The sequence below is a fragment of the Rahnella sp. EDr1-12 genome (assembly GCF_049206505.1).
Classification (GTDB): Bacteria; Pseudomonadota; Gammaproteobacteria; order Enterobacterales; family Enterobacteriaceae; genus Rahnella; species Rahnella rivi.
Genome location: NZ_JBLZNY010000002.1, coordinates 1 through 25,670 on the forward strand (window position 1 = coordinate 1; position 25,670 = coordinate 25,670).

Here is a 25,670-nt window from a genome sequence, read left to right on the forward strand (position 1 = left end):
GTCTTCGTCAGTCCCCGCGATCGGCGGAATATCCAGCGGCGAAGGCATCAGTTCGATCACGGCGTCGAGCATGCGCTGCACGCCTTTATTCTTGAACGCGCTGCCGCACAGCATTGGCTGGATTTCACCGGCGATGGTACGCAGGCGCAGACCTTCGGTGATCTCATCCTCGGTGAGCGCGCCTTCTTCGAGATATTTATCCATCAGCGCGTCATTGGCTTCTGCCGCTGCCGACACCATTTTCTCGCGCCACTCTTCCGCCAGCGCCTGTAACTCCGCCGGGATCGGTGCATAACTGAAGGTCATGCCCTGCGTTTCGTCATCCCACAAAATGGCGCGCATTTTGCGTAAATCCACCACGCCCGTGAAATGCTCTTCGCTGCCGATCGGGATAACGATCGGGATCGGATTGGCTTTCAGGCGGTCCACCATCATCTGGCGAACGCGGAAGAAATCTGCACCCTGACGGTCCATTTTGTTCACAAAGGCCAGGCGCGGCACTTTGTATTTATTCGCCTGACGCCACACGGTTTCAGACTGAGGCTGCACGCCGCCGACGGCGTCATACACCATCACCGCGCCGTCGAGAACGCGCATGGAACGTTCCACTTCAATGGTGAAATCCACGTGCCCCGGTGTGTCGATAATATTAATACGATGCTCATCGAACGAGTGATCCATCCCGCGCCAGAAACAGGTCACCGCGGCGGAGGTAATGGTGATGCCGCGCTCCTGTTCCTGAGCCATCCAGTCTGTGGTCGCACCGCCGTCATGCACTTCTCCCAGCTTATGATTCATGCCGGTATAGAAAAGAATACGCTCGGTGGTGGTGGTTTTACCTGCGTCGATGTGTGCTGAGATACCGATATTGCGGTAGCGCTCGATTGGCGTTTTGCGAGCCATATAACGTCCTTACTGGTTGATGGCTAAGTTGGCGGGGAGTGGTTTTCACGTCCCGTCACAAAGTATTGGGTACTTAAATTCTTAATGCGGAGAGTATACTACAATTGTACGTGTATATTCGTACAATTAATTTAGTCTATCAATGAAATTGGTCGCAGGCCGTCACGTTGTACAGCAGTTGAGGGATAGGCTATATTGCGCGGCCGCTGATAATTTAAAATTTTAGCCAAAATAATTCTGGTTGCAGGAAGGCGGCAAACGCATCTGCAACCTGAAGTATGAAGGGTAAAGAGGATAGTCCGATGATAGCCAATCACCCCGAACGCGAGCAGATCCGCCTCGAAAATGTCCTGACTGCGCTGGGTAATCCGTTACGTCTGGCCGTGGTGCGCACGCTGGCAAAAGGCGGCGAACATCCGTGCGGAACATTATTGCAGGGGCTGTCGAAATCGACGCTGACTCACCACTGGCGCGTATTGCGTGACAGCGGCGTGATCTGGCAACGCCCGGATGGCCGCGCCAACTTGCTTTCACTGCGCCGCGACGATCTGGACGCCCGCTTCCCCGGCCTGCTCGATTCCCTGCTTAACGCCATCGAATCCGACGGCATTACGCTGGAATCCACCCAGAAACATATCTCCGAGCAACACCTTTAATTTTCCGCCAGTTGTGATTTCACCAGCGAACAGAACGTATTAATGATAGACGATCCGTGGCTGTCCTCACGCCGGGCGAGATAAAGCGGTGCGCTGAGTTTTGTGGTGGCATCGAGAGGCAGAAACACCACGCCGTCGCCACCGAGGCGGGTCATCGAAGCGGGCACAATCGAAATGCCCAGCCCTGCGCCCACCAGACTCAGACACGACGTCAGCCGTGGCGCTTCCTGCACAATGTGCGGGCTGAAACCGGCGCGGACATACGCCGCCAGTATTGCATCGTACAGCCCCTGCCCGGCGCGCCGCCGGTACAGCACAAAAGGCTCGTTACTCAGTTCTTCCAGTTTTAAAGGCTGATCGCCCGGCTGAGAGGCCAGCCGGTGCCCCGCCGGAACTGCCACCCACATCGGTTCTTCCAGCACTTTTTCCATCTCTAATTCCGGCATATCTTTTACGCGCATGCGCACAAAAGCGACGTCAAGCTGCCCGGCCACCACGCCCGCCAGCAGCTCACCGCTGCCATTTTCCTCAAGCAGGGTGCTGACCGACGGGTAAATTTCGCGATACCGGCGCAGCAGCGCGGGCACAAAGGTATGCAGGGCAGCAGAGCTGGTGAACCCGATGCGGATGCGCCCCTGTTCGCCCAGCGCCGCGCGTTGCATCGCAGCGCTCAACTGGTCAGCCCGCGCCAGCACAGCTCGGGCTTCGTTCAGCAACACTTCACCGGCCTCGGTAGGGATCACCCCGCGCGGCAAACGCTGTAACAAGGCCACGCCGAAATCCTGCTCCAGCCCCTGCAACAGACGGGTCAGCGGGGGTTGCTGGATAAAAAGCAATTCTGCGGCGCGGGTAATGCTCCCCGCCTCGACAACGCTCACGAAGGCATTCAGACGTTTCAGCTCAATCATTGCCATACTCTCCAGGTATCGGTATTCACTATTATAGGCATTAGACATCATGGCACGTTGGCGCGCATGATCCTCAACAGAATTTACGCCTTTGGCATCATTGAATTACATTTAGGGAGAGTGCAGCAATGGCCGACTGTTCACAGGAAAAAATCATGCTCGATCTGGAAGAACACACCGCACCGCAACCCGATTGCGGACAACTGTTTATGGGCTTTTTCGTCCTCGGGCTGACCGGGTTTGGCGGCGTTCTGCCAATGGCACGACACATGCTGGTGGATAAACGCCGCTGGCTGACTGCCGATCAGTTCACCGAGTTGCTCGGGCTGTGTCAGTTTCTGCCGGGCGGCAATATCATCAATTTGTCCGTTGCGCTGGGGATGGAGTTTCGTGGCCTGCGCGGTGCGCTCTCGGCCATTCTGGGGCTGATTCTGGCGCCGACCCTTTGCGTGGTATTGCTCGGCCTGATTTACGCACGCTATCAGAATGAACCGCTGGTGGAGCATCTTTTTGCCGGAATGGCGGCAGCAGCAGCGGGTTTACTGCTCTCAACCGGCATAAAAATGCTGGCTCCGCTGCGCGGAAAATGGCTGCAACTGGCGCTGGTCGCGGCAGGCGTAGTGGCCATCGCGCTGTTTCGTATACCGATGCTGCCGGTCATGCTGGTGCTGGCACCGGTCAGTATCTTCATCTGCGCAAAAGGGAAATTCTGATGACGGTTTTATTCTCGCTGGCCCTGTTGTTCACTGAACTTTCCCTGCTGGCCTTCGGCGGCGGGAACACTATTTTGCCGGAAATGCAGCGTGCAGTGGTCGATGTACATCACTGGATGAGCGCGCAGGAGTTTAGCGCCCTGTTCGCCCTGGCGCAGGCAGCACCCGGGCCGAATATGATGATCGTACCGCTGATCGGCTGGCAGGTGGCGGGTTGGTCCGGGCTGCTGGTGTCATCTCTGGCGAAGTTCGGCCCGTCATCCATCGTCACGCTTATCGTGATGGGCGGGTGGAAACGCTACAAAGACCGGCCATGGCGGCAGGTGATCCAGCGCGGGCTGGTGCCGGTCACCGTCGGGCTGGTGGTGTCGAGCGGATTGCTGATCGCCGAAGCGTCCGCCACCACCGCCCTGATGGGCGGCATTATCGTGGTGTGTACCCTGCTGGCGATGAATAAACGCATCCACCCCCTCTGGGTACTGGCCGCCGGTGCGTTGCTGGGGCTGGTATTGGGTTAACGGTTCTTTCCATTAAAAAGGCTGCAACAGGGCAGCCTTGATGGGGTGTACCCGCGCGAATTAAGAACAGAATACGCGGGCTTCACGCGGGGTATAAATACCAAAAGTCACCAGCCCCAGCAGGCCGTTGACGAAAGTTTGTTGGGTTTCAACGCGAACCACTTTATCCGCACCACCGCAGACTTTCGCTGCATCAATGGATTTCTTCTGACCAATACCGCTGACGAAGAAGTGATGTGTGGTCACTTGCTTAGGCGCAGTGGCAATACCCTGACCCATGTTGAAAGTTTGCTGTGCACAGCCGGATAACAGAACGGCAACGGCCGCCGCAAGAATAACCTTTTTCATGACAATCCCTTTAATAGAAGACCCTAATGGTCAATACGTATCGTATATCAGTCTGCCGGTACGCCCTGTAAAAAACGGGCGGGATCAGCAGATTCAAGGGTGTTATCGGAAGACTGACGGAAAAATTTAGGCTAAAGACTGAAAACAGTGCATTTATTGTGGTTTTTTAATTGCGAACCCGATCTCAGCATCTTTCCAATATATAGCGTATTGATGATTTATTGAGTTTCTATATATATCAATCGTTAAGGATGATAATGAAAACGACACCTCTGAGCATTGCCATTTCTGCCCTTCTGCTTTCTACTGCTGCCGCCTCCGCCAACGATACCCCGCCCGAACTCAGCCAGCGTGAAGTCACCCTGCTGACCGTTGACGGCTTGCCGTTCAAAGACCTTAACCGTTCCGGGAAACTGGAACCTTACGAAGACTGGCGGCTGACCCCTGAAGAACGCGCTGCGGATCTGGTAAAGCGTATGACGCTGCAGGAAAAAGCTGGCGTGATGATGCACGGATCGGCACCGACGGCCAACAGCCCGATCGGCGCAGGCACGCATTATGATATGGCGGCAGCGGAGAAAATGATTTCCGGTGCCAGGGTGAACAGCCTGATCACCCGGCTTTCAGCGGAAGACCCGGCGGTAATGGCGGAAGAGAACAATAAATTACAGCAGATTGCCGAAAAGACGCGGCTCGGTATTCCGGTCACCATCAGCAGCGATCCGCGTAATTCTTTTGAGTATCTGATTGGCGCCAGCACCTCTTCCGGCAAATTCACCCAGTGGCCGGAAACCTTAGGGCTGGCGGCCATTGGCAACGAGAAAGTCACCCGCCGCTATGCCGATATCGTGCGTCAGGAATATCTGGCCGTCGGTATTCGTGAAGCGCTCTCGCCGCAGGCCGATCTGGCAACCGAGCCGCGCTGGGCGCGCATCAGCGGCACCTTTGGCGAAGATCCGACCCGCGTTCACAACATGGTGCGCGGCTACGTGGAAGGCATGCAAAACGGCGCCGACGGTCTGAATCAGGGCAGCGTGATTTCGGTTGTGAAACACTGGGTCGGCTACGGCGCGGCGGAAAACGGCTACGACAGCCACAACGTTTATGGCAAAAATGCCGTCTTTCCCGGCAACAATCTGAAAGAGCATATTTATCCGTTCACCGGCGCATTTGAAGCCAATGTCGCCAGCGTCATGCCGACTTATTCGATCCTGAAAGATGTTTCCCTTGAAGGCAAACCGCTTGAACAGGTCGGTGCGGGGTTCAGCCATCAGTTGCTCACCGATATTTTGCGCGGGCAGTACGGCTTTAAAGGCGTGGTGCTGAGCGACTGGCTGATCACCAATAATTGCGAAGGCGAATGTCTGAACGGCTCACCGCAAGGCAAAGACCCAGTGCCGGGCGGCATGTCCTGGGGCGTTGAAACCCAGACACCGCAACAGCGTTTCGTAAAAGCGGTGCTGGCAGGTGTCGATCAGTTTGGCGGCGTGACCGATTCACAGCTGCTGGTTAACGCGGTGAATGAAAAGCAACTGACAGAACAGCGCCTTGATGAGTCTGTCGTGCGTATTCTTGAACAGAAATTCCGCACTGGCTTATTTGAAAATCCGTACGTCGATGTGCAAAAAGCCGTGCAAACCGTGGGTCGTGCCGACTGGCAGAAAGAAGCAGATTCAGCGCAAGGGCATTCTCTGGTGTTACTGCAAAACACCGGTGACACATTGCCGCTGAAGAAGGGCCAGAAAATCTGGCTGTACGGCATCGCACCACAGGCCGCAAAAGCCGCCGGTTTCACCGTGGTGGATACGCCGGAAAAAGCAGATATTGCGCTGATCCGCGCTCATGCGCCGTATGAACAACCGCACAAAGCCTGGTTCTTTGGCAAACGTCATCATGAAGGCTCACTGGCCTTTACTGATGACAATGCGGATTATCAGGCGATTGTGAAAGCCAGCAACGCGGTGCCGACAGTGGTGACCGTTTATCTCGATCGCCCCGCCATTCTCACCAACGTGAATGACAAAGCGAAAGCCATTATCGGCAACTTTGGTGTCAGCGATGCGGTGCTGTTTACCCGCCTGACCAGCACCGAAGCCTATACCGGCAAACTGCCGTTCGAACTGCCGTCCTCCATGGATGCCGTGCTCAGACAAAAATCAGATATGCCGCACGACAGCGAAAACCCGCTGTTTGATATTGGCTTCGGGCTGGCACGTTAATCTGCTGGTCCCTTAAGAATGTCCCGTCTTTTGGCGGGGCACTCTTCAGCGGGTTTGTCTGACACATTGCCATTCACCCACCACCTGCCCGGCCACCACCTCGTCTTCCCTGCCCTGAATTTCCCGCCTCAAAACCATAAAAACCATCAGATTCATGCGGATAAAAATGCGTCACTTCACACTTTTGTCGTAAAGTTCCCTTGAATTTGTAAAATAATAATGATAACAATTATCATTAAGTTTAACATTCGTCTCGTTTTCGTTATCACCCGCCTTATTCAGGACGGGCTTTCGTGCGGAACGCTGTTGGCTTCTGGGCTTATTTACACACGCATCAATTAATTACTCGATTATTAATCGGGTTATTTATAGGGACTATTAATATGTTGTTGGCTTTTCCCCTCAAACGCTCGGTGCTTTTGTGCGCCATGGCCGTCGCTGTTCCGGCTTCCTCTTTGGCCGCCGAAGATACCGTGGTCATCAAAGCCTCTCAGGCTGATACCGCAGATGCACCGACGCAGGGTTACAGCGCGAAAACGTCTAAAAGTGCGACCAAAACCGATCAGCCACTGATCACCACAGGTCAGGCCGTGTCCGTCGTAACCCGCCAGCAAATGGACGACCAGAACGCCACCACCGTCAATGCCGCGCTGAACTATACGCCAGGCGTGTTCACCAACTTTGCGGGCGGCGCAACGCGTTATGACACCATTTCCCTGCGTGGCTTCCACGGTGGTGACGTCAACAACACATTCCTCGATGGCCTGCGTATTCTGAGCGATGGCGCAAGCTATAACTCCATTCAGGTGGATCCGTGGTTCCTCGAACGTATTGATGTGGTGAAAGGGCCGTCCTCTGCCCTTTACGGCCAGAGCATTCCCGGTGGCGTCGTGGTTGAAACCACCAAGCGTCCGCAGTTCGCGGAAGAAGGCCATTTCCGTCTGTCCGGCGGGACGCAAAACACCAAAGGCGGTGCGTTCGATTACACCAATGCGATCAACGACCAGTGGGCATTTCGTCTGACCGGCATGACCCGCAGCAGTGATACGCAGTATGATCACCAGCGCGAAGAGCGTTATGCGATCTCCCCGCAGCTGATGTGGCAGCCGGATGAAAATACCTCCCTGTTACTGCGCGCCTACCTGCAAAAAGATCCGTCCGGCGGTTATCACGCCGCGGTTCCTGCCGACGGCAGCCTGTATGGCCAGAAACTGAGCCGTGGATTCTTCGACGGCGAAACGGATCGTAACCAGTTCAAACGCTGGGAGCAGATCTACAGCTACGAATTCCAGCATGCGTTTAACGACGTCTGGTCCTTCCGCCAGAACGCCAACTACACCCATTCCAATACCGAGCTGGATCAGGTGTATCAGGCTGGCTGGAACGCAGACCGCACGTTGATGAACCGCTACTATTCCGGTGAGAAATCCTCTCTGGATACCTTCGCGATTGATAACCAGCTTGAAGCCGATTTCGCCACCGGCGAACTGGCGCACAAAGTGGTGCTGGGCTTCGACTATTCTCACTTCGTCAATGATCTGAAATCTGACGGCGCCATCGCAGGCACGCTCAACCCGTACACCGGTGTTGGCAGCGATGCGCTGGACTATTACAGCCTTTCTCGCGGCAAAAACCGTTACGAGCAGATGGGCACCTATCTGCAGGACGAAATGAACTGGAACAAGTGGTTCCTGACCCTGTCCGGCCGTTACGACACACTGAAAACCGACAGCCGCAGCTACGAAAGTATCTATGGCAAAGAAAGCAGCAGCGAGCGTAAAGACAGCCACTTCAACAGCCGCGCTTCCCTGTTGTATGCCTTTGACAGCGGGATTTCCCCTTACGTCAGCTACAGCCAGGCGATGACACCATCGGCCCTGCCAGGCTCTGATGGCACGCTGCTCAAACCGATGCAGAGTGAGCAGTACGAAGCGGGGATCAAATATCAGCCGGTCGGCACTTCCGATATGTACAGCGCGGCACTGTATGACCTGACGCAGGATGACGTGGGTAACCGCGTAGTGGTCGGCAGCTATTATGAACCTGCGGGTAAGATCCGTTCACAGGGTCTGGAGCTGGAAGCCAAGAAACAGGTGACCGAGCGCTTCAACGTGATGGCCGGTTATACCTACAATAAAGTGCGTATTCGCGATGCCAGCCAGAATAACGGCAACACGCCATACGTGACGCCAAAACAGATGGCATCGATCTGGGGTCAGTACAATACGCCGGTCGGTGTGGATCTGGGCGCGGGTGTGCGTTACATCGGCACACAATGGGCGGATAACGAAAACACCCGTCACATGCCTTCCGCGACGCTGGTCGATGCATCACTGCGTATGAATCTGGTGCAGTTTAATCCGCAGCTGAAAGGCGCATTCGTGCAGCTGAACGCCAATAACCTGTTCGATAAGAAATACGTCGCTGCCTGTTACGGCACCAGCTATTGCTACTGGGGTCAGGAACGTACCGTGGTCGCGACCGTGGGTTATGATTTCTGATAGCTAAACGTGTTGAAAGAACCCTGAGAAATCAGGGTTTTTTTATGCCCTGAAATCGCCTGCCACAACAGACCGGGCAGGCGTATCTGACCACGCAGAACGGCTTAATTGTGAAGGAATTGTGTGAAGTTCCACAAAAAATGCCTTCGACGCAGGGAACTTTTCCAACAGCGTGAGAAAGCTTTGGCCTGTTTGAAATAAATCCTTATAATTAGCGACCCTGAAATGTGATTCGTTACACATACTGAGTCTCATTAAAGTGCCTGTGAACGTACACTGTTCCTCCGGTTGAAAGCAGGCCGGGGGGAAATCAACATCCTGACAACAACTGCCAGTGTGGCATTAACGACCAACGAAAATATGAAAATGAGCATTCGCGCGATAGTTACCCTGGTTTTGGCAGTTGCTGCATACAGCCAGGCATCTTTTGCTGTGGTTTATCCTCTTCCGGCGAACAATGGTCGTCTGATCGGTGAAAATATCACGGTCACTGTTCCACAAGGCAGCAGCCTGCCTCTGGAACATTTTGCAGCGCAATACCAGATGGGTTTGAGCAACATGCTCGAAGCTAACCCTGGCGTTGACCCGTTCCTGCCAACCCCTGGCACTGTGCTGACGATCCCACAGCAGTTAATTCTGCCGGATACGCCGCATGAAGGTGTTGTCATCAACAGCGCAGAAATGCGTTTGTACTACTACCCGAAAGGCACCAATACCGTCGTTGTTCTGCCAATCGGTATCGGCGAACTGGGTAAAGACACCCCGCTTAACTGGGTGACCACTGTTCAGCGTAAAAAAGCCGGTCCGACCTGGACACCAACGGCAAAAATGCATGAAGAATACGCGGCACGCGGCGAATTCCTGCCAGCCGTCTTCCCTGCCGGCCCGGACAACCCGATGGGTCTTTACGCGCTGTACGTGGGACGTCTGTATGCCGTTCACGGCACCAACGCTAACTTCGGTATCGGTCTGCGCGTGAGCCACGGTTGTGTGCGTCTGCGTGATGCTGACATCAAATGGCTGTACGACAACGTGCCGCAGGGCACCCGCGTTCAGTTCATCAACGAGCCGGTGAAAGCCACGGTTGAGCCAGACGGCAAGCGTTATGTTGAAATCCATAACCCGCTGTCTTCCAACCAGGAAGAATTTGATTCCCAGCAACCGATTCCAATCAGCCTGACGGGCAGTTCAAATGCCGTGGCGATGGATCCGAGTGTGAATCAGACTGTGGTTCAGCGTGCGATTGAGATGCGTGCCGGGATGCCGGTTCAAATCAACTAAGCGTAAGGCCTGGAGTGGTGTGAGAATTTGTAAAGCCCCGAAAATTTTCGGGGCTTTTTTTTGGGGATTTTTTCTCCTCCCCCTCGCAGACGACGGAGCTGTCCGGGTTATTTTGAAATGATGGCAAGCTGTTTACTTTTCTCATCCTGAGCAGGTGAAGTTGTGACCTTAAAAGCCTCTGGCCGCGTTCAAAAATCACGCCGCAGGAAGAGGTGGAAAACCGCGAGGTTTTTTGCGCGGGTTGTAACCCGACCGGAGGGAACCGCGCAGCGGCGGGATTTTGCGGCAATAGGGGGAGTTTCTGAAACGGAGCCGGGATGCATGGCACGTGTTTTAAAGAGCCCGGGATTCTCAAGGGTGGTGGCGACAGACCACCCTTGAGGCCGGTTTGGGCGGCAGCCCAAGGTCTTGAATTTAATGTGCCAGAAACTTCTCCAGAAACTGCTTAGTCCGCGCATGCTGCGGATTCGAAAACAACTCCTTCGCTGGCCCCTGCTCGACGATCTTCCCCTGATCCATAAAGATCGCCCGATCAGCAACGTCTCGCGCAAAGCTCATTTCATGGGTGACGATCACCATCGTGCGGTGCTCGAGCGCCAGGGCGCGGATTGTGTTGAGCACTTCGCCAACCAGTTCCGGGTCGAGGGCTGAGGTCGGTTCGTCGAACAAAATGACTTCAGGCTCCATCGCCAGTGCGCGGGCTATCGCCACACGTTGTTGCTGGCCGCCCGATAAACGGCGCGGATAAGCATCCTCTTTGCCGCTCAGGCCGACTTTCTCCAGCAGCTTGCGCGCGGCGGCTATCGCTTTCTCTTTCGGTTCACCCTTCACGATGACCGGCCCTTCAATGATGTTTTCCATCACGGAACGGTGTGGGAACAGATTGAAGTTCTGGAAGACAAACCCGACCTGCTGACGCAGTTCACGGACTTTGTTTTTTTGTTTGCTGATCGGCTTATTGCCATCAATTTCGATGTTGCCCACTTTGATGGTGCCGCCGTCCGGCTCTTCCAGCAAATTGATGCTGCGCAACAACGTGGTTTTACCGGAACCGCTTGGGCCAATAATCGCCACAACTTCGCCAGCGTTGACCTGCAAATCGATACCGTGCAATACCGTTTGGCCGTTGAATTTCTTAGTCAGTTGCTTAACGTCAATAGTACTCATGAAGGCTCCTGATCCTGACGGTTAACGCGGTCTTCCAGACGGTTTTGCAGGAAGGATAATACGGTCGCCAGCACCCAGTAGATGATTGAGGCGGCCAGATACATGGTGAACACTTCCAGCGTGCGCGAGGTAACCAGTTGCGCCTGGCGGAATAGCTCCGGCACCTGAATGGTCGCCGCCAGTGAGGTGTCTTTCACCAGACCGATAAAACTGTTGCCCAGCGGCGGCAGCGCGGTGCGGGCGGCCTGCGGTAAAATCACGCGGCGCAGCGTCTGCCACGGGTTCATGCCGATACTGGCAGCAGCTTCCCACTGCCCTTTTTCGATCGACGAAATCGCCGCTCGCAGGGTTTCAGAGGTGTAAGCCGCGGTATTAAGCGACAGGCCGATCATGGCAGCCGGAATGGGATCCAGCTCAATGCCAAACTGCGGCAGGCCGTAGTAAATCATAAACAGTTGCGCGATAAGCGGTGTACCACGAAACACGGACACGTAAAAACGTGACAGCCATGACAGCGGCCAGAAACGCGAAAGGCGCATCAGCGCCAGCATAAAGCCCAGTAATAACCCGAAAATCATCCCGCCGAGACTCAGCTGGAGCGTAAACAGGGTGCCCTTCAATAAAAATGGTGCTGAATCCAGCACCAGTTGAATACTTTCTTGCATCCGATAAAGACCTTCTGGATGTTTGCTCTGAATGGATCCGGGGCGGCGTGATGTGCCGCCCCGGTCATCGTGAGCGATTATTTGGTGACGTCAGCCCCGAACCATTTTTCAGAAATTTTGGTCAGTGAGCCGTCTTTCTGCATATCAGCAATGGCTTTGTTAATCGCAGCTAGCAGTTCCGGGTTGTTTTTACGCAACGCCACGCCTGCTTCCAGACGGGAGAACGGCGCACCCGCAACGGCTAAGGTATTGCCGGTTTTCTTGACCAGATCCAGCGCGGCCAGACGGTCCACCAGAATGGCATCGATACGGCCTACACGCAGATCCTGGTATTTTGTCGGGTCATCATCATAGGTACGGATATCCACGCCCTGAACATTTTCACGCAACCACTGCTCGTAGTTACTGCCCAGACCCACGCCTACTTTCTTACCTTTCAGATCTTCAGGTTTAGCAAAATTGGCCTCATTGCCTTTTTTGGTCAGCGCCTGAATGCCGGAAACAGTGTACGGCGTGGAGAAATCATATTTCTTCTGGCGCTCCGGGGAAATCGTCACCTGGTTAATCGCCACGTCGATACGTTTAGATTCCAGGGAAGCCAGCATACCGTCCCACTTGGTCGGTTGCAGCTTGGCTTTCACGCCCATGTGCTGCGCCAGCGCATCTGCAAATTCTACTTCAAAACCGGTCAGTTTGCCGTCTTCACCCTGAAAACTGAACGGAGGATAGGTGCCTTCCAGCCCGACGATCAGCGTGCCGCGCTCTTTAACTTTCTTCAGTAAACCTTCATCGGCGAAGCTGTTGCTGACCATACCGGCAGTCAGCGAGACGGCGACAGCACCCAGAAGTAAACGACGACGCAGTGTAGAAAAAATCATATTCACCTCATTTATAGTTAATTATAAAACGTTATATACCCAATGAATTTGCGCACAGTAGCACCCGCCGCAACAGTTATCAGGAATATAATTCTATAATCTTAGCTCAAAATGGAATAAGCACACGTTAAGCCATCAACACCCTCTTTTCCACCCATCACAACGATAAGTCATGCCTATACAAAAGGGTGATAAGCAAAGAGTGCCGGAGCCCCGCCGGTGTGAATAAACAGGATCGGGCCTTCGTCCGGGAACAATCCGCGCTCAATACCGTCGAGCAACCCCGCCATCGCTTTGCCGGTGTAAACCGGATCAAGTAACATCGCTTCCTGTTCTGCCAGCAGTTTGATCGCTGCCATCCCGGCGTCATTAGGCTCACCGTAGCGCGGCGCAAAATACTCATCCCATAAAACAATCGTTGGCGATGTGTCGTCAAACTCTAAACGGGCGGCCACTTCGCGCGCAATGGCCTCGACTTTCGGACGTTGCTCATGCGCTTTACGTGACACTGTAACGCCAATCAGTGCCGTGTCCGGCATCAGGTGGCTGAGGGCGACCGCCAGCCCCGCGTGAGTTCCGGCGCTGCCGGAAGCAACCACGACGGCGCTGAAATCCACAAAACTGGCCGAGGACTGCTCGGCGATTTCCAGCGCACACTGAACATATCCGAGCGCACCCAGCGCGTTCGAGCCGCCCACCGGCACGATGTACGGACGAAAACCCTGAGCTTCCAGACGCTCTGCCTGCTCTGCCAGCTGCGCCATCGGGTCGTGCAACGCATCGCACATCACCACTTCGACGTTAAACAGATCCAGCAACAGACGGTTGCCGTTGGTCAGATAGTTAGCTTCTTGCGTGCCGATAGGATTTTCCAGCAACGCGACGCATTTCAGGCCAAGCTTCGCCGCCACGGCGGCGGTCTGACGAACGTGGTTAGACTGGATCGCGCCTGCGGTGACTAACGTATCTGCGCCTTCTGCCAGCGCATCGGCCACCAGATATTCCAGTTTTCTCAGCTTGTTACCGCCCATCGCCAGCGGCGTGACGTCATCACGTTTGATGTAAATATCGCGCCCCAGATGCTCTGAGAGGCGGTGTAATTTCTCCAGCGGCGTGCTGTTACCCAGTAAATCGAGACGATCAAAGGCATCCAGCCGGTTTTTAAGCAATGAAATTTTAGCAGGCACAATGTTCCCCTGACGCGCAGCCGCATCGCTGAGCGAAACCGTAAATGTGGATTATTAGGATATGAAAGGAGCGTAATGATGAAGTATATAAAGAATGTATACAAACTGTAGACAAAAAAACAGGCTCCCGGAGGAACCTGTTTGTGGTGTGACTTCGTCAGTCTGTGCTGAACAGTCTCAGGCTGATTTCTGCCAGGCCAGATACTGATCGTATTTGCGCAAGGCAATACGGTAGTTATCATGCGCCGCCACCGGCAGATCACTGATGATCCGCTGGTGGATACTGTCCCCTTTCAGTTTATCGAGAGGATAGTTATTGGCAGACAGGATGTCATCCAGACGGCGGAGGCGGACAACATATTCGCGCACCGTGCTGTGATTCATTTCAGTCTGTTCAAACAGATATTGCTTAAACGCCATAATGTCAAAATACGACGAATGGCTGTTACAGCTAATCTCACTGCAAAAACGACACAGAGCGGTCAGTTCTTGCGACAGGTTTTGCCACACGTCATCATCAATAGGCTGGTCCATCTTAGCGATGGCCTCTTTATTAATGATTTGCCCGCGAAACACCAGCGCCATCCTGTCGAGTTCTTTTGCGCACTGTGAGCAGTGAGTCTGACTGTGTTTAAAATCTTTAAGATAACGGCTTAAAGGCCTTGTTTTGATTCCCGCTGGCATAAATTTATTCCTGATAAGGGACATAAAATGTATAACCGGCCAGGAAAAAGCGGATCAGTGGTCGTTAGCCAGGCGCGTTCGCAATCGCTTAATCGCCTGACTGTGCAGCTGGCTTACGCGGGATTCCCCGACTTCCAGCACTGCCCCGATCTCTTTTAAATTCAACTCTTCCTGGTAGTAAAGCGTAAGAACTAACTTTTCCCGTTCTGGTAACGCATCGATAGCTTCCATCACCCGGTGGCGTAAATTGCCCTCCAACAGATGATGTAACGGGTTGGCCTCTTCGTGCCCTTCCATCAATGCCTCGGCTGAATCGCCGTGCTCTTCACGCCACTCGTCATAAGAAAACAACTGGCTGCTGTTCGTATCCATCAGTATTTGCCGGTATTCCTCGATGGGAATATCCAGCGCCTGCGCCACCTCTCCTTCACTCGGTGGTCGCCCTAAACGTTGTTCTGCGTGATGCATCGCCTGGGAGACTTCACGCGCATTGCGTCTGACGCTGCGCGGCACCCAGTCGCGGCTGCGCAGCTCATCGAGCATCGCTCCGCGAATTCGCTGGACGGCGTAAGTGGTAAACGCCGTACCCTGCATTGCATCAAAACGCTCAACCGCATTTAACAGGCCGATGCCCCCCGCTTGCAGTAGATCATCAAGCTCTACGCTGGCGGGAAGCCGTACCTGCAAACGCAGGGCTTCATGGCGCACCAGCGGTACATAGCGCTGCCACAAAGAATTTTTGTCTATCACGCCGTCGGCGGTATACAGATCGCTCACTGTCGTAACCTGTAAAATTAAGGGTCTGTATCATTGTGACAGTGGAAACCCTGTTCAATCGGCAGAATAAGGACAAAAAAGCGCGGCTATTTTGATTATGTCTCGAACATTGTCCTCGCGGCACCCTTTTGTACGCCGCTCACAATAGCTCATTTTGTGATCTAAACATAAAGATTATCCTAAATTATACCAGCCGGCGCGAAGAAGGGATTCAGAATAATCGTAAGTTTTGGTTAAAAAAAACCCCGCCGAAGCGGGGTTGGACTGTGTTTTTCGGGTTATCCGAAAAATTAGCCTTGCAGCAGGGACAGTACGGACTGTGGAACCTGGTTAGCTTTAGACAACACTGAAGTACCAGCCTGTTGCAGGATCTGCGCTTTAGACATGGCAGAAACTTCAGTCGCGTAGTCAGCATCCTGAATACGGCTCTGTGCAGACTGCAGGTTGGTAGTGGTGTTTGCCAGGTTAGTGATAGCAGAATCGAAACGGTTCTGAATCGCACCCAGTGAAGAACGGAAATTATCGACCTGGCTAATTGCTTTGTCGATTGCAGCCAGCGGATCAGTGGTAGACGTTTTGATTGAGGTCAAAGTCTGAGTTTGCAGATTTGCGGTACTCAGATCACTTGCCTTGTAAGTTTTGGTGTCTTCGCCAGTACCTACAGTCACAACTTTAGTCAGACCATCAGTACCACCCAGAGTAACGTTAGCGCCTGTTACAGCAGTACCATCAGCCGCAGTGTAGTTAACTTTATCTAAAGTTACTTTACCGGCAGTATCAACAGAAGCAGAGTAGAGTTTATTGTCTGTACCTTTAACTGCATAAGCTGTATTACCCGCTGCATTGGTAACTTGATACAGTTTTGCACCGGAAACTGCAGTAACAGAGGCATCAGTCATGTCAATAGCTTTGTTAACTGTTACAGCGGTCTGGGCAACATTATCAGATTTAACTGATGTCTGGTCAGTGATCTTAGTACCCAGAGTAGTAGCACCAGTGCTGTTATTGATGGTCACAGAGTAGTAACCATCTTTAGTAGCATCAGTTGAAGCAGCGAGTTTCGCGTAGTAGCTGCCGTCGTCTGCTTTTACGACAGTTGCTGTTGCTGTTGCATCAATTGCAGTAGCTGCAGTCGCTAAACCTGTATTAACAAGCGTGACATTTGTAGGAACTGTAGTAAGTGCCTTACCGGTTGATACGTTAGCAGTTTGAACATTCAGACCGTTCAGACCCAAAGTATTAGAGTCAATTTTCTGTAAATCGATGTCGATAGTTTCGCCATCATTCGAGCCAACCTGAATGGACATAGTCTGGTTTGAAGCCAGTACTTTCACACCGTTGAACTGAGTCTGACCAGATACGCGGTCAATTTCGTCCAGACGGGAAGTGATTTCATCCTGGATTGAAGACAGGTCGGAATCAGAGTTGGTGCCGTTAGCAGCCTGAACAGACAGCTCACGAATACGTTGTAAGTTGTTGTTGATTTCGCTCAATGAGCCTTCAGTGGTCTGCGCAACGGAGATACCGTCGTTGGCGTTACGTGAAGCCTGAGTCAGACCGTTGATGTTAGAAGTGAAACGGTTAGCAATTGCCTGGCCCGCTGCATCGTCTTTCGCGCTGTTGATACGCAGACCGGAGGACAGACGCTCGATAGCGGTGCTCAGTGCGGACTGGGATTTGTTCATGTTGTTCTGAGTCATCAGAGACAGCGTGTTGGTATTGATAACTTGAGCCATGAGTGTATTCCTTCAAATCTGGTTAAGGGTTCGGGCTTATTGCCCACGGCGTTCATCACCGTCCAAACTTGTATCGGCGCTTCACCCACAACCTTTAGAGATATTTCATAAAATTTCTCTATTTCTTACTTTGAGAATTACCCCTCCTTATACCGGCTATTCACGCCATTACTTTTTGTTGTAATCCATTAAACTTTTTCTCCGTCGTGCCGATAGGGCTTAAAGACTCTTATACAACTCGTAAAGGATACATATGGCCACTATATCTTCATTAGGTATCGGCTCAGGTCTGGATCTGTCCACCTTACTGGACAATATGACCACGGCAGAAAAAGCGCGTCTGACGCCAATCACTACCGCTCAAACCAGCTATAGCGCAAAACTAACTGCTTATGGAACTTTACAAAGTTCACTGCAGTCATTCGCTGATGCGACCGCTGCGCTAAACAGTGCAGATGTTTATGCGGCAACGACTGCCACATCAAGCAACTCTTCAGCTTTCACCGCTACTACTGCTGCAGGGGCAGCGGCTGGCAAATATACGGTGAATGTGACCACGCTGGCGCAGGCGCAGGTCTTAGTTTCAGGTACTGCGAAAGACACCAGTACTGCGTTGGGCGGTACATCCACTAATGGCACGCGCAGCCTCTCTATCACTCAGGGTGATGGCAAACCAGTCACAATTTCATTAACTGATGATCAAACCTCGCTGGCTGGCATGCGCGATGCCATTAATGGCGCTGATGCCGGGGTCACGGCCAGTATCCTTAAAGTATCCGACGGTAGTTATCAGCTCATTGTTTCTGCTGACGATACAGGTACAGATTCAAAAATGACGATCGCCGTAACTGGCGACGACACTCTCAATAAATTTATTGGGTATGACTCTGCGACTAACACAGGCGGAATGACTCAAAACGTTGAAGCCAAAAATGCTCAACTCAGTGTTAACGGGATTGCACTGGAACGTCAAAGCAACACAGTGACCGATGCACCAGAGGGCATCACGCTGAACTTGCTGGCAACAACTGATAGCGCCGCAACCCTGACCGTTAAGAAAGATACCAGTGACGCCAGCACCAAGATTCAGGCGTTTGTTACTGCCTATAATGCGCTGCAAACAACGTTTTCTAATCTGACAAAATACACCGCAGTTGACAGTAATACAGCAACCCAGGACACCAGCAATGGCGCCTTGTTGGGTGACAGCGCCTTGAGAACTATCCAAACTCAATTGAAATCAGCGGTTTCCTCAGCATTCAATTCAAACGGCATTAGTTCACTTTCAAGTATTGGTATCACAACCGATCCAGATACAGGCAATCTTGAAGTTGACAGCACTAAGCTTGATAAAGCGTTATCTGACAACACCAGTGATGTAAAAGCGATGCTGCTTGGCAACGGTACAACGACAGGCGTTATTACAAAGCTTAATAATCTCAATGTTTCCTATCTCGATTCAGATACCGGAACTATTGCGAATGCGAAAACTGCGGTTAATACCACGCTCAAAAGTTTGACTGAGCAGTACAACAAAGTGAACACCAGCATCAACACCACCATTGCCCGTTATAAAACGCAGTTCACTGCGCTTGACGTTGCGATCCAGAAGCTCAACAGCACGGCCGATTATCTGACCAAGCAGTTCGATGCGATGTCCACGTCCAGTTCAAGCTAGTAAGGAAGGAAGAAAAATTATGTATAACGCTAAAGGAACCCAGGCCTACGCACAGGTAGGTTTAGAAAGTGGCGTAATGAGTGCCAGCCCACATCAGTTAGTGGTGATGTTATTTGACGGGGCGCGCAGCGCCCTTATCCGTGCCGGCATTTTTATGCAGCAGGGAAATATTGCCGATAAAGGCAAAGCGCTCTCCAAGGCCATTAATATTATCGACAGCGGACTGAAAGCCGGAATGAGCCGTGAGAAAGGCGATCCTGATTTAGTGGATAATCTGGAAGCGCTCTATTCCTATATGGTTCGTCGTTTATTACACGCTAATTTACACAACGACCAAGAAGCCATCACGGAAGTGCTGGGCTTACTTGAAAATATAGCCGATGCCTGGCGGCAAATCGGCCCAAACTATCACCCGTCGCAGGACCACTATAATGGATCAACATCAGTATCTGGTTAATGAATATCAACTGATCCTGACTTTAAGCGAGCAGATGTTGCGGCTGGCGAAAGAAGAGAAATGGGATGAGCTGGTCGAGCTCGAAGTCAGTTATCTGAAAGCCGTGGAAGCGACCACCACGTTGCCGGTATCAGAAAGCACATCAATGGTTATCCAGTATGAAGTACGCCGATATTTGCGTCAGATTCTGGACAATGAAAATACCATTAAAACGTTATTACAAGCGCGGATGAATCAACTGACCGAGCTGATTGGACAGTCGACAAGACAACAACAAGTGAATATGACTTACGGAAAGATAGATCTCCGTTCGATCGCGTTTGGCGATCGCCAATAATTATTACTTTTGTTTTATTTTATATTGTTCTATTTTATCTAATATTTCTTGTACATACTAAGGTTTCAGAGGCAGAGAGCACACGGCTGCCAGGGCTAATTCTCTCTGTCTCCTTCCCTGACTTTCGCCTCAACCGGTGACCGGTTTGTATTAGTAACAAAGTCGCGCAACGTTTGTTTATTACAGACAGCAGGTCGCCGTCGTCGTCATATTCGGGCATCATCAACATGGTACGTAAAATAAAAGTCACCCCAGGAATAGGATCGACCTCGTTGCTTATTCAGCACAGTGAACTTTTTATTCAAGATGTGTATATCGACAAACCGCAATTACTCCTGATTCAAAATGGAAGTATGACGATAACTTACCAGGATCAGGAAATTTCGCTGCAAACAGGTGAAATGCTGGTGCTCAACAGCGGGCAAACGCTGGGTCTGAAACATCAGTTATCCGATAACGGCCCGTTCAGCTGCGCCATCATGGCATGGGATCCGACGCTGCTGGCCGATGCCGGCCTGCACACTCAGGCATTTAAACCGCCACTGATTACCGTCGATCATATGCAGGTGATCCCCCACGTCCCCAGCGCCTTCAAACAAAGTTTCACCGATACCCATAACGCCATTTTGTGGCACCACGGCCTGCCTGCGCCGATCACCCGCCACCGGATGCTGGAGCAATTATTATGGCTGTCACAACTCGGTGTGCGCTATTCCCTGCATCACAGCGAAAGCGTGACCCAGCGGGTGCGCGAATTGCTGGTGAATAATCTGCATAAAACCTTCACAGCGGCAGAGGTGGCGGAACAGCTAATGATGAATGAGGTGATGCTGCGACGCCGTCTGGCGGCGGAAAACAGCGTATTGCGCAATGTGATGATAGACGTGCGTATGACGCATGCCCTGCGCCTGTTGCAGTGCACGGATCTGGCGATTTCACACATCGCGCATCAGGTCGGGTATGAAAGCGGCTCACGCTTTGCAGAACGCTTTCGCAAACGTTTCGGTTTCGCGCCTACCGCCATCCGCGGGCATTTGCGCGCCTTGTCAGTTCACTGATCCAGCACAAGTCATGTTCAATAACAATTGATGTCAAATGCTCACAACGCAAATCCATGCGTAACATCACACAATAATTGATTACCAGATGTTAACGGATTACCATACCCGCCGGTTTTTTGTGAATGGTCAGGGGTTGGTTGTGCATGTTTGGTGGGAAGTGATTAAAACGATTTACTGGGGCGGGCTGGGTATCGCCGTGCTGTTCACCCTGCTGGTGAGCCGCGATACGATTAAGATCAGATTGTTAACATCCGGCATTATTGGATTTACCTGGCCGATGAGCCTTCCGGTGGTACTTCTCTTCTCTCTGTTCTGACCTTCCAAAAAGAAAACCCGGCATTCACCGGGTTTTCAGAAACATACTTTTTGAATCTGTGTGCTGTTATTTGCGCGTCTGAACCCAAAAACCGTGGATCAGACCCGGGAAGTAGCCCAGCAAAGTCAGTAAAATGTTCAGCAGAAATGCCCCGCCGAAACCGTTACCTATCAATACTCCTAATGGCGGCACCAGAATGGTGATCAATACTCTCCAGAATCCCATTTTTTATCTCCCTTTGGTTATCATGATGTTAATGATAGCCCAGCATCGATATTGCAGACATAAGAAGAAACCTAATTGATCAGTTCGAGCATCACTTCCACATCACGCCGGGTCTTTTCCAAAATCTCCACATCACCCTGACGGTATTCTGCATCGCTCACCTGATGGATCTGGCGCATCTGCCATCTCACCTGATTTTTCTGCTCTTCGGTCATGCTCCGGCACATCACAATAATAAAATTGCGCAGCATCAGATGTTGCATAGCCGTTTCTTCAACGTGTTTATTGACCGACATGACCAAATCGACAACCTGATTCTCTGCCATTGCTGTTCCTGCTGGAGTGAAAGATTCAACAGCGCCACAGTAGCATGACGGATCCCGCGGCAATGCCGGTAGCTGAGACGATTAACCCCGCTAATTCGGCGCGTAGAATTTACCGGCGATATCGAAACCTACAAGAAAAAAACCGGCAATTTCAGCAGCCTGAACGGTTTAAAACGCATCACAAAAATCATCTAAAAATAAAAAAGTGATTCTCATCACATTTCGGCGTTTTTCTCGGCCCAATGCTGTGATCTACTCTATAGTTTACGTATAAAAAATAGGATGTCCGGGCGGTGCGTTACGCCTCTTGTTGTCTCTCTTGTTTTGCTTTTTGGGTATGAAATTCCAGGTAGATCCCTTGTAGTCAGGACAATTACCCCATCATATTTGGGGTTCAGGAGGCAGTATGTCGGAATATCATTATTTACTGGTTGGCGGAAGCCGCGACGGACAACGGCATGTTGATGCGTGCCATCAGTTCTCGTTGTGTTTCTGGGAAGATGCATCACAGCACAGGGATCGTGAGTTTTACGGAAAGCGTAACGAACGTTACAAAGTGAACCCGGAGAAAGGCGTTGACGGAAAATGGTATCTGGTCGGTTATTGTGGCAGTTGCTCGAAAATTCCTGCCGATGAACTGACAAACCAGGCACACACCAAACACGTTAAGCCAATGATGTAACTGCGGTTATATCAGATGTGACGAGTGAAAAGTAAAGAGTAAGCAGTCCCTTAAGACCCCGCCCTGAAAGCGGGGTTTTGTTTTTCCGGTTCAGGAGGCAGTCCCCTGAATATTACCTGCAAAGAATGCCACCTGCCCGCCCAGCTTAAAATGCCCCTCCTCGTGCCCTTGCCGGCCAAGCGGGGCAATACGCACAATCTCCCCTTCAAATTCGCCGTCCAGAATACGGGTGATCGCCACATCCAGCTGATAGCTGGCAGGATGCACGCCCACCGGGAAAGTGAGTAATTTCACACGATCACCCACCTCAAAACGGGTTAACAGCGGCAAAGGTGCCTGTTCGAATAAGTCCTGATCCATCGGTGACTCCTTGTTTTTCAGTAGGATTAATTAGAGGATAGGCCATGTTGCGTCGTTTTGCAGAAACCCGGCGTGAGGCACTTCTCTCTTTTAACAACTTTTCAGAAAACGCTTTTCAGACACTCAGCGTAAGGAACGTAACGTGACCAAATTGACACCCCAGCAATGCATCATCCTGACCGGTTTTACCGGCATTCTGCACGGAGAGTTTGAATGGTTTCACGAGGATCTGGAAAAACGTCTGGGTCGCGATGTGCAGACGTCGGAACTGGGTTATCCGGAGTTTATTCAGGAATGCCGGGAATTGTACGAGGAGGATTTTAACGCGCTGATGCCGGACTGACGGCGGTAACGCAGAAGGTGTGTGAGAGGCCGGGCGGGCAGCAACGTGCGCCCTGCCCGGCCATGCAGTTAAGGTTTTATTATCCCGCGAATATAGTTCTCATTCACTTTGATAACATTGCCTGTTTCCACATTCATCACCTGATATTGCACGGGTGATACCTCAGTCAAAATTGCGACAACTTCGAACAAACCTGGTGTAAAAGTAAGCGTGACAAAAACGCCAACAGGATAGACGGTCATGATTTTATCCTTTATTCAAACACTTATAACGTGTTTCATTTATCTCACAGCGCCATTTTAACGTGAATTACTCACCGTGAGTTATTGCATTATATCCGTTTATTACAGTGGAAGAATATGAGGTAAAAGAGATGGGTAAGACAGATAAAATGCTCATGATTTGATCAATTCAGATAACTCTGACAGACGTGGCGAAGAGTTCCTCATATGTGACTGTTTTCTTACATTACCCTGTCCGACACTCCGACCGCTCTCCTGCCAGTCCCTTGTTTTCGGTGCGATTTCAGTTAAGAATATAAATCCATAATGTTGCAATGAGAGCCCACGCCGTGAGTGCCCAGATTTTCGAAACCGATGTCGCCCACCCGCATTTAGCCCGTCTTATCGCCGAACTGGATGCTTACCAGTACCCGCTCTACCCGCCGGAATCCTTTTACGGGGTCAACATCACGGAGCTCAGTGAAGGGGAAATTACCTGTTTTATGGCGCGCGTCGATGATGACTGGGCGGGTTGCGCCTGTCTGTACATCTCCAAAAATAGCATTGCGGAAATGAAACGGGTGTACGTGAATCCGCTGTTTCGCGGGCAAGGTGTTGCCTCGTTGCTGATCGAGGCCATGGAGAAAAAGCTCAAAACGCTGGGGCATAAAGATCTGTATTTAGAAACCGGCGTGTTTCAGGAAAAAGCCATCACGCTGTATGAAAAAGTCGGGTATGCCCGCACGGAGGCATTTGGCGACTACCGGCAGGCACCGGATCCGCTCAGCGTGTTTATGATGAAAACGGTGGCGTAGCAAAGTGCTCCATAACACTGTCAGCATGGCAGTGTTATGGATACTGTATCACATCAGTACGTTGCTTTTGGTGGCAGGCAGGTCATTGGAGGGAATGACCCATTTCTTGAGTGTGATAATAAAAAAATTCTTACCCTTGGTGATTTTCGCACCGCGGTCGCCGCATTCCAGCGCGAGTTTAAAAAACTCATCACTGTTAATACTAAAAGCCAGTTCGACTTTTTTTACCATACCGGAATTCAGCAGGTCTTCGGCTTCGTGCAGGGATTTGGCCTGAATGACTGACATAAATACCTCGAGATAGCTGACGGACATTGTGAAGTTGCCCGTCTACGCTATTTCATTTTTGTTGCGTATTTATGACAGTCTTATGAATATTGGCAGAACCGTGACACAGACAAATTATGTCAGGCGGTAATGCGCATCCGGCATCGGCGTGTCCGGCAGCTGCGTCTGGTTATTCATCTCAAGTAAATTGATTTCAATGTTGGTGCACATCGCGTCCATCGGCAGATGGTTATTGGCGTAACCAAACGGCATCTCCAGCTCTTCGGCCAGCGTATCAAGAGAAAGGAACGTGTAGGAGATGAAGCCGGACACCAGCAGCGTCATGTAATGTAAGTCCACCACCAGCGCGAACGGCAGCAAACTGCAGAACAGATACACCGTGCGGTGCAACAACAGCCCGTAAGCAAAAGGGATCGGCATACTGACGATACGCTCGCAGCCGCCGACAACCTGAGAAAGCTGTAACAGCGTGGTATCCATATGCGCATACACCACATCCGACATCTCCCCGCTGCGCCGACGCTCGGCAAGCCACTGCGACAACCGCAATTGCACCATATTGGTCGGTGCGCGCCGTGAAAGAATATCCTCAGCATCCTCCCCGAGCAGACGCTCCAGATCGGGGCGGGGATCGCTGTGCCGCAGCTGATGTTTAAGGCTGTAGCAGAAAGCCAGCAGCAGCGCGGTAACCCTTGGCGCTTCACCGGGACACACTGCCATCATCTGACTTTGCAGCGTGCGACAGGCAATCAGTAACCCGCCCCACAGCTGACGCGCTTCGATATAACGCGAGTACGCGACACTATTTCTGAACCCCAAAAAGATCGCAATCGACACGCCGAGCAGGCTGAAAGGGGCAAGCGTCAGCTTCACGCCGAGCGTCTCATACCAGGGCAGGCAGAGAATGGCGGCCAGCGACATCAGCAGATTTAAACTCAGGCGGAACATAATGCTGGGCAGCACGGAGCCGTGCCAGACGAACAAACGCAGGAACCAGTGACGCGGTGGACGGATTATCATGTTAGACAGGTGCTTTTTGCAGGTGGGACCATTTTTTTGCGATTTTGGCAAATAAACCTGCACAAGCAAAGGACAATTTTGTGACACAGGTAACATTTTTTCTTGAATGGTCTAACAATCCATTACATTGAAATAATAACGCAACTAAATAATTTGCAACAATTCTTCACGGCAACTCAAGTTTTGCTCTGATATTGTCGATAATACAGGTGTGTAATTATTCTTTACCAAATGTTTTTACGTTCGTCTGTAACATTCGAACAATAGTCTATGAACAGCAACCGAGAACTCATAGAAAAATTTCAACATTCTAGAAAGGAAATGAGCTTTGATATACCTAGTCCTCATCATAGCTTTTGTCGTTTTCATAGTTTGGTACGTACTGAGAGCGGCAGTGAAA

30 protein-coding genes are annotated in these 25,670 nt (G+C 51.6%); 14 read left to right on the top strand and 16 right to left on the bottom strand.

The annotated features are described in order from the left end of the window. On the bottom strand, positions 1-903 hold a 903-nt coding region (locus ACO0U8_RS09465; protein WP_421670697.1), incomplete at its 3' end, for a GTP-binding protein. 302 nt (positions 904-1,205) lie between these two features. On the opposite strand from ACO0U8_RS09465, the gene ACO0U8_RS09470 reads away from it, so the two are divergent. Next, positions 1,206-1,559 carry an ArsR/SmtB family transcription factor gene (locus ACO0U8_RS09470; protein WP_056769964.1) on the top strand — a complete coding sequence of 118 codons (354 nt, stop codon included), beginning with the start codon at positions 1,206-1,208 and terminating at the stop codon, positions 1,557-1,559. On the opposite strand, the gene ACO0U8_RS09475 is transcribed toward ACO0U8_RS09470, so the two are convergent. Further along, positions 1,556-2,473 (bottom strand): LysR family transcriptional regulator, encoded by a 918-nt coding sequence (locus ACO0U8_RS09475; RefSeq protein WP_421670698.1) that lies wholly within the window; start codon positions 2,471-2,473, stop codon positions 1,556-1,558. The two genes, ACO0U8_RS09470 and ACO0U8_RS09475, sit on opposite strands and share 4 nt — an antisense overlap. A 122-nt stretch (positions 2,474-2,595) precedes the next feature. Between ACO0U8_RS09475 and ACO0U8_RS09480 the strand changes: the two genes are divergently transcribed. Both ACO0U8_RS09480 and ACO0U8_RS09485 read left to right on the top strand, forming a co-directional pair. Beyond that, positions 2,596-3,180 (top strand): chromate transporter, encoded by a 585-nt coding sequence (locus tag ACO0U8_RS09480; RefSeq protein ID WP_056769960.1) that lies wholly within the window; start codon positions 2,596-2,598, stop codon positions 3,178-3,180. Then, positions 3,180-3,698: a chromate transporter gene (locus tag ACO0U8_RS09485; protein WP_056769958.1), complete on the top strand. Its 519-nt coding sequence runs from the start codon at positions 3,180-3,182 to the stop codon at positions 3,696-3,698. Before ACO0U8_RS09480 ends, ACO0U8_RS09485 begins: the two co-directional genes overlap by 1 nt. A gap of 60 nt (positions 3,699-3,758) precedes the next feature. On the opposite strand, the gene ACO0U8_RS09490 is transcribed toward ACO0U8_RS09485, so the two are convergent. Further along, entirely contained in the window at positions 3,759-4,046 is a 288-nt protein-coding gene (locus ACO0U8_RS09490) for a Bor family protein (RefSeq protein WP_056769956.1), read from the bottom strand. A gap of 257 nt (positions 4,047-4,303) precedes the next feature. Between ACO0U8_RS09490 and ACO0U8_RS09495 the strand changes: the two genes are divergently transcribed. The 3 genes from ACO0U8_RS09495 to ACO0U8_RS09505 all read left to right on the top strand — a co-directional run bounded on the left by ACO0U8_RS09495 (position 4,304) and on the right by ACO0U8_RS09505 (position 10,047). After that, positions 4,304-6,265 carry a glycoside hydrolase family 3 protein gene (locus ACO0U8_RS09495; protein ID WP_421670699.1) on the top strand — a complete coding sequence of 654 codons (1,962 nt, stop codon included), beginning with the start codon at positions 4,304-4,306 and terminating at the stop codon, positions 6,263-6,265. Positions 6,266-6,648: 383 nt separating this feature from the next. Beyond that, positions 6,649-8,766: a TonB-dependent siderophore receptor gene (locus tag ACO0U8_RS09500; RefSeq protein WP_136376982.1), complete on the top strand. Its 2,118-nt coding sequence runs from the start codon at positions 6,649-6,651 to the stop codon at positions 8,764-8,766. 360 nt (positions 8,767-9,126) lie between these two features. Next, a complete protein-coding gene (locus ACO0U8_RS09505; protein ID WP_056771888.1) occupies positions 9,127-10,047 on the top strand; it encodes a L,D-transpeptidase family protein in 921 nt (306 codons plus the stop codon). Between the two features lie 414 nt (positions 10,048-10,461). Here the strand turns inward: ACO0U8_RS09505 and tcyN are convergent, their stop codons facing one another. From tcyN to ACO0U8_RS09540, 7 genes are all read right to left on the bottom strand, one after another. After that, positions 10,462-11,214 carry an L-cystine ABC transporter ATP-binding protein TcyN gene (gene tcyN / locus ACO0U8_RS09510; protein WP_056769950.1) on the bottom strand — a complete coding sequence of 251 codons (753 nt, stop codon included), beginning with the start codon at positions 11,212-11,214 and terminating at the stop codon, positions 10,462-10,464. Further along, a complete protein-coding gene (gene tcyL / locus ACO0U8_RS09515; RefSeq protein WP_056769946.1) occupies positions 11,211-11,879 on the bottom strand; it encodes a cystine ABC transporter permease in 669 nt (222 codons plus the stop codon). The genes tcyN and tcyL overlap by 4 nt, the downstream gene beginning before the upstream one ends. 77 nt (positions 11,880-11,956) lie before the next feature. Beyond that, a complete protein-coding gene (gene tcyJ, locus ACO0U8_RS09520; RefSeq protein WP_056769944.1) occupies positions 11,957-12,757 on the bottom strand; it encodes a cystine ABC transporter substrate-binding protein in 801 nt (266 codons plus the stop codon). Positions 12,758-12,933: 176 nt separating this feature from the next. Beyond that, positions 12,934-13,944 carry a D-cysteine desulfhydrase gene (locus tag ACO0U8_RS09525; protein WP_217203357.1) on the bottom strand — a complete coding sequence of 337 codons (1,011 nt, stop codon included), beginning with the start codon at positions 13,942-13,944 and terminating at the stop codon, positions 12,934-12,936. Between the two features lie 177 nt (positions 13,945-14,121). Then, entirely contained in the window at positions 14,122-14,628 is a 507-nt protein-coding gene (gene fliZ, locus ACO0U8_RS09530; protein ID WP_056769939.1) for a flagella biosynthesis regulatory protein FliZ, read from the bottom strand. A 54-nt stretch (positions 14,629-14,682) separates the two neighbouring features. Further along, a complete protein-coding gene (locus ACO0U8_RS09535) occupies positions 14,683-15,405 on the bottom strand; it encodes an RNA polymerase sigma factor FliA (RefSeq protein WP_056769937.1) in 723 nt (240 codons plus the stop codon). Positions 15,406-15,695: 290 nt separating this feature from the next. Beyond that, positions 15,696-17,141 carry a flagellin gene (locus ACO0U8_RS09540; RefSeq protein WP_390972302.1) on the bottom strand — a complete coding sequence of 482 codons (1,446 nt, stop codon included), beginning with the start codon at positions 17,139-17,141 and terminating at the stop codon, positions 15,696-15,698. 253 nt (positions 17,142-17,394) lie between these two features. Here ACO0U8_RS09540 and fliD point away from each other — a divergent pair, with 253 nt between their 5' ends. From fliD to ACO0U8_RS09565, 5 genes are all read left to right on the top strand, one after another. Next, on the top strand, positions 17,395-18,819 hold the full coding sequence (gene fliD, locus ACO0U8_RS09545; RefSeq protein WP_421670700.1) for a flagellar filament capping protein FliD: 1,425 nt from the start codon (positions 17,395-17,397) through the stop codon (positions 18,817-18,819). 19 nt (positions 18,820-18,838) lie between these two features. Next, complete coding sequence (gene fliS, locus ACO0U8_RS09550; protein WP_122095066.1) at positions 18,839-19,276, top strand: flagellar export chaperone FliS; 438 nt, start codon at positions 18,839-18,841, stop codon at positions 19,274-19,276. Next, positions 19,251-19,613, top strand: coding sequence for a flagella biosynthesis regulatory protein FliT (gene fliT, locus ACO0U8_RS09555; RefSeq protein WP_122095064.1), 363 nt, complete (start codon positions 19,251-19,253; stop codon positions 19,611-19,613). Before fliS ends, fliT begins: the two co-directional genes overlap by 26 nt. A 353-nt stretch (positions 19,614-19,966) precedes the next feature. Then, positions 19,967-20,671 carry a helix-turn-helix transcriptional regulator gene (locus ACO0U8_RS09560; RefSeq protein ID WP_238485097.1) on the top strand — a complete coding sequence of 235 codons (705 nt, stop codon included), beginning with the start codon at positions 19,967-19,969 and terminating at the stop codon, positions 20,669-20,671. 142 nt (positions 20,672-20,813) lie between these two features. Then, positions 20,814-20,990 carry a GhoT/OrtT family toxin gene (locus tag ACO0U8_RS09565; protein WP_013575783.1) on the top strand — a complete coding sequence of 59 codons (177 nt, stop codon included), beginning with the start codon at positions 20,814-20,816 and terminating at the stop codon, positions 20,988-20,990. A gap of 66 nt (positions 20,991-21,056) precedes the next feature. Here the strand turns inward: ACO0U8_RS09565 and ACO0U8_RS09570 are convergent, their stop codons facing one another. After that, entirely contained in the window at positions 21,057-21,215 is a 159-nt protein-coding gene (locus tag ACO0U8_RS09570; RefSeq protein ID WP_072158030.1) for a YqaE/Pmp3 family membrane protein, read from the bottom strand. A gap of 71 nt (positions 21,216-21,286) precedes the next feature. Continuing rightward, complete coding sequence (locus tag ACO0U8_RS09575) at positions 21,287-21,541, bottom strand: hypothetical protein (RefSeq protein ID WP_056769914.1); 255 nt, start codon at positions 21,539-21,541, stop codon at positions 21,287-21,289. A 406-nt stretch (positions 21,542-21,947) separates the two neighbouring features. Here ACO0U8_RS09575 and ACO0U8_RS09580 point away from each other — a divergent pair, with 406 nt between their 5' ends. After that, positions 21,948-22,223, top strand: a complete 276-nt coding sequence (locus ACO0U8_RS09580; RefSeq protein ID WP_056769912.1) for a hypothetical protein — start codon at positions 21,948-21,950, stop codon at positions 22,221-22,223. 90 nt (positions 22,224-22,313) lie between these two features. Here the strand turns inward: ACO0U8_RS09580 and ACO0U8_RS09585 are convergent, their stop codons facing one another. Continuing rightward, a complete protein-coding gene (locus ACO0U8_RS09585; protein ID WP_056769909.1) occupies positions 22,314-22,583 on the bottom strand; it encodes a hypothetical protein in 270 nt (89 codons plus the stop codon). 142 nt (positions 22,584-22,725) lie between these two features. Here ACO0U8_RS09585 and ACO0U8_RS09590 point away from each other — a divergent pair, with 142 nt between their 5' ends. Continuing rightward, a complete protein-coding gene (locus ACO0U8_RS09590) occupies positions 22,726-22,926 on the top strand; it encodes a hypothetical protein (RefSeq protein WP_056769906.1) in 201 nt (66 codons plus the stop codon). 68 nt (positions 22,927-22,994) lie between these two features. On the opposite strand, the gene ACO0U8_RS09595 is transcribed toward ACO0U8_RS09590, so the two are convergent. Next, on the bottom strand, positions 22,995-23,168 hold the full coding sequence (locus ACO0U8_RS09595; protein ID WP_162997812.1) for a hypothetical protein: 174 nt from the start codon (positions 23,166-23,168) through the stop codon (positions 22,995-22,997). A gap of 329 nt (positions 23,169-23,497) precedes the next feature. Here ACO0U8_RS09595 and ACO0U8_RS09600 point away from each other — a divergent pair, with 329 nt between their 5' ends. Then, a complete protein-coding gene (locus tag ACO0U8_RS09600) occupies positions 23,498-23,962 on the top strand; it encodes a GNAT family N-acetyltransferase (protein WP_421670701.1) in 465 nt (154 codons plus the stop codon). 48 nt (positions 23,963-24,010) lie between these two features. Here ACO0U8_RS09600 and ACO0U8_RS09605 read toward each other — a convergent pair whose 3' ends face one another. Next, positions 24,011-24,250, bottom strand: a complete 240-nt coding sequence (locus ACO0U8_RS09605; RefSeq protein ID WP_056771880.1) for a hypothetical protein — start codon at positions 24,248-24,250, stop codon at positions 24,011-24,013. A gap of 114 nt (positions 24,251-24,364) precedes the next feature. Then, positions 24,365-25,270 (bottom strand): bestrophin family protein, encoded by a 906-nt coding sequence (locus ACO0U8_RS09610; protein ID WP_056771877.1) that lies wholly within the window; start codon positions 25,268-25,270, stop codon positions 24,365-24,367. Positions 25,271-25,670 lie beyond the last annotated feature (400 nt).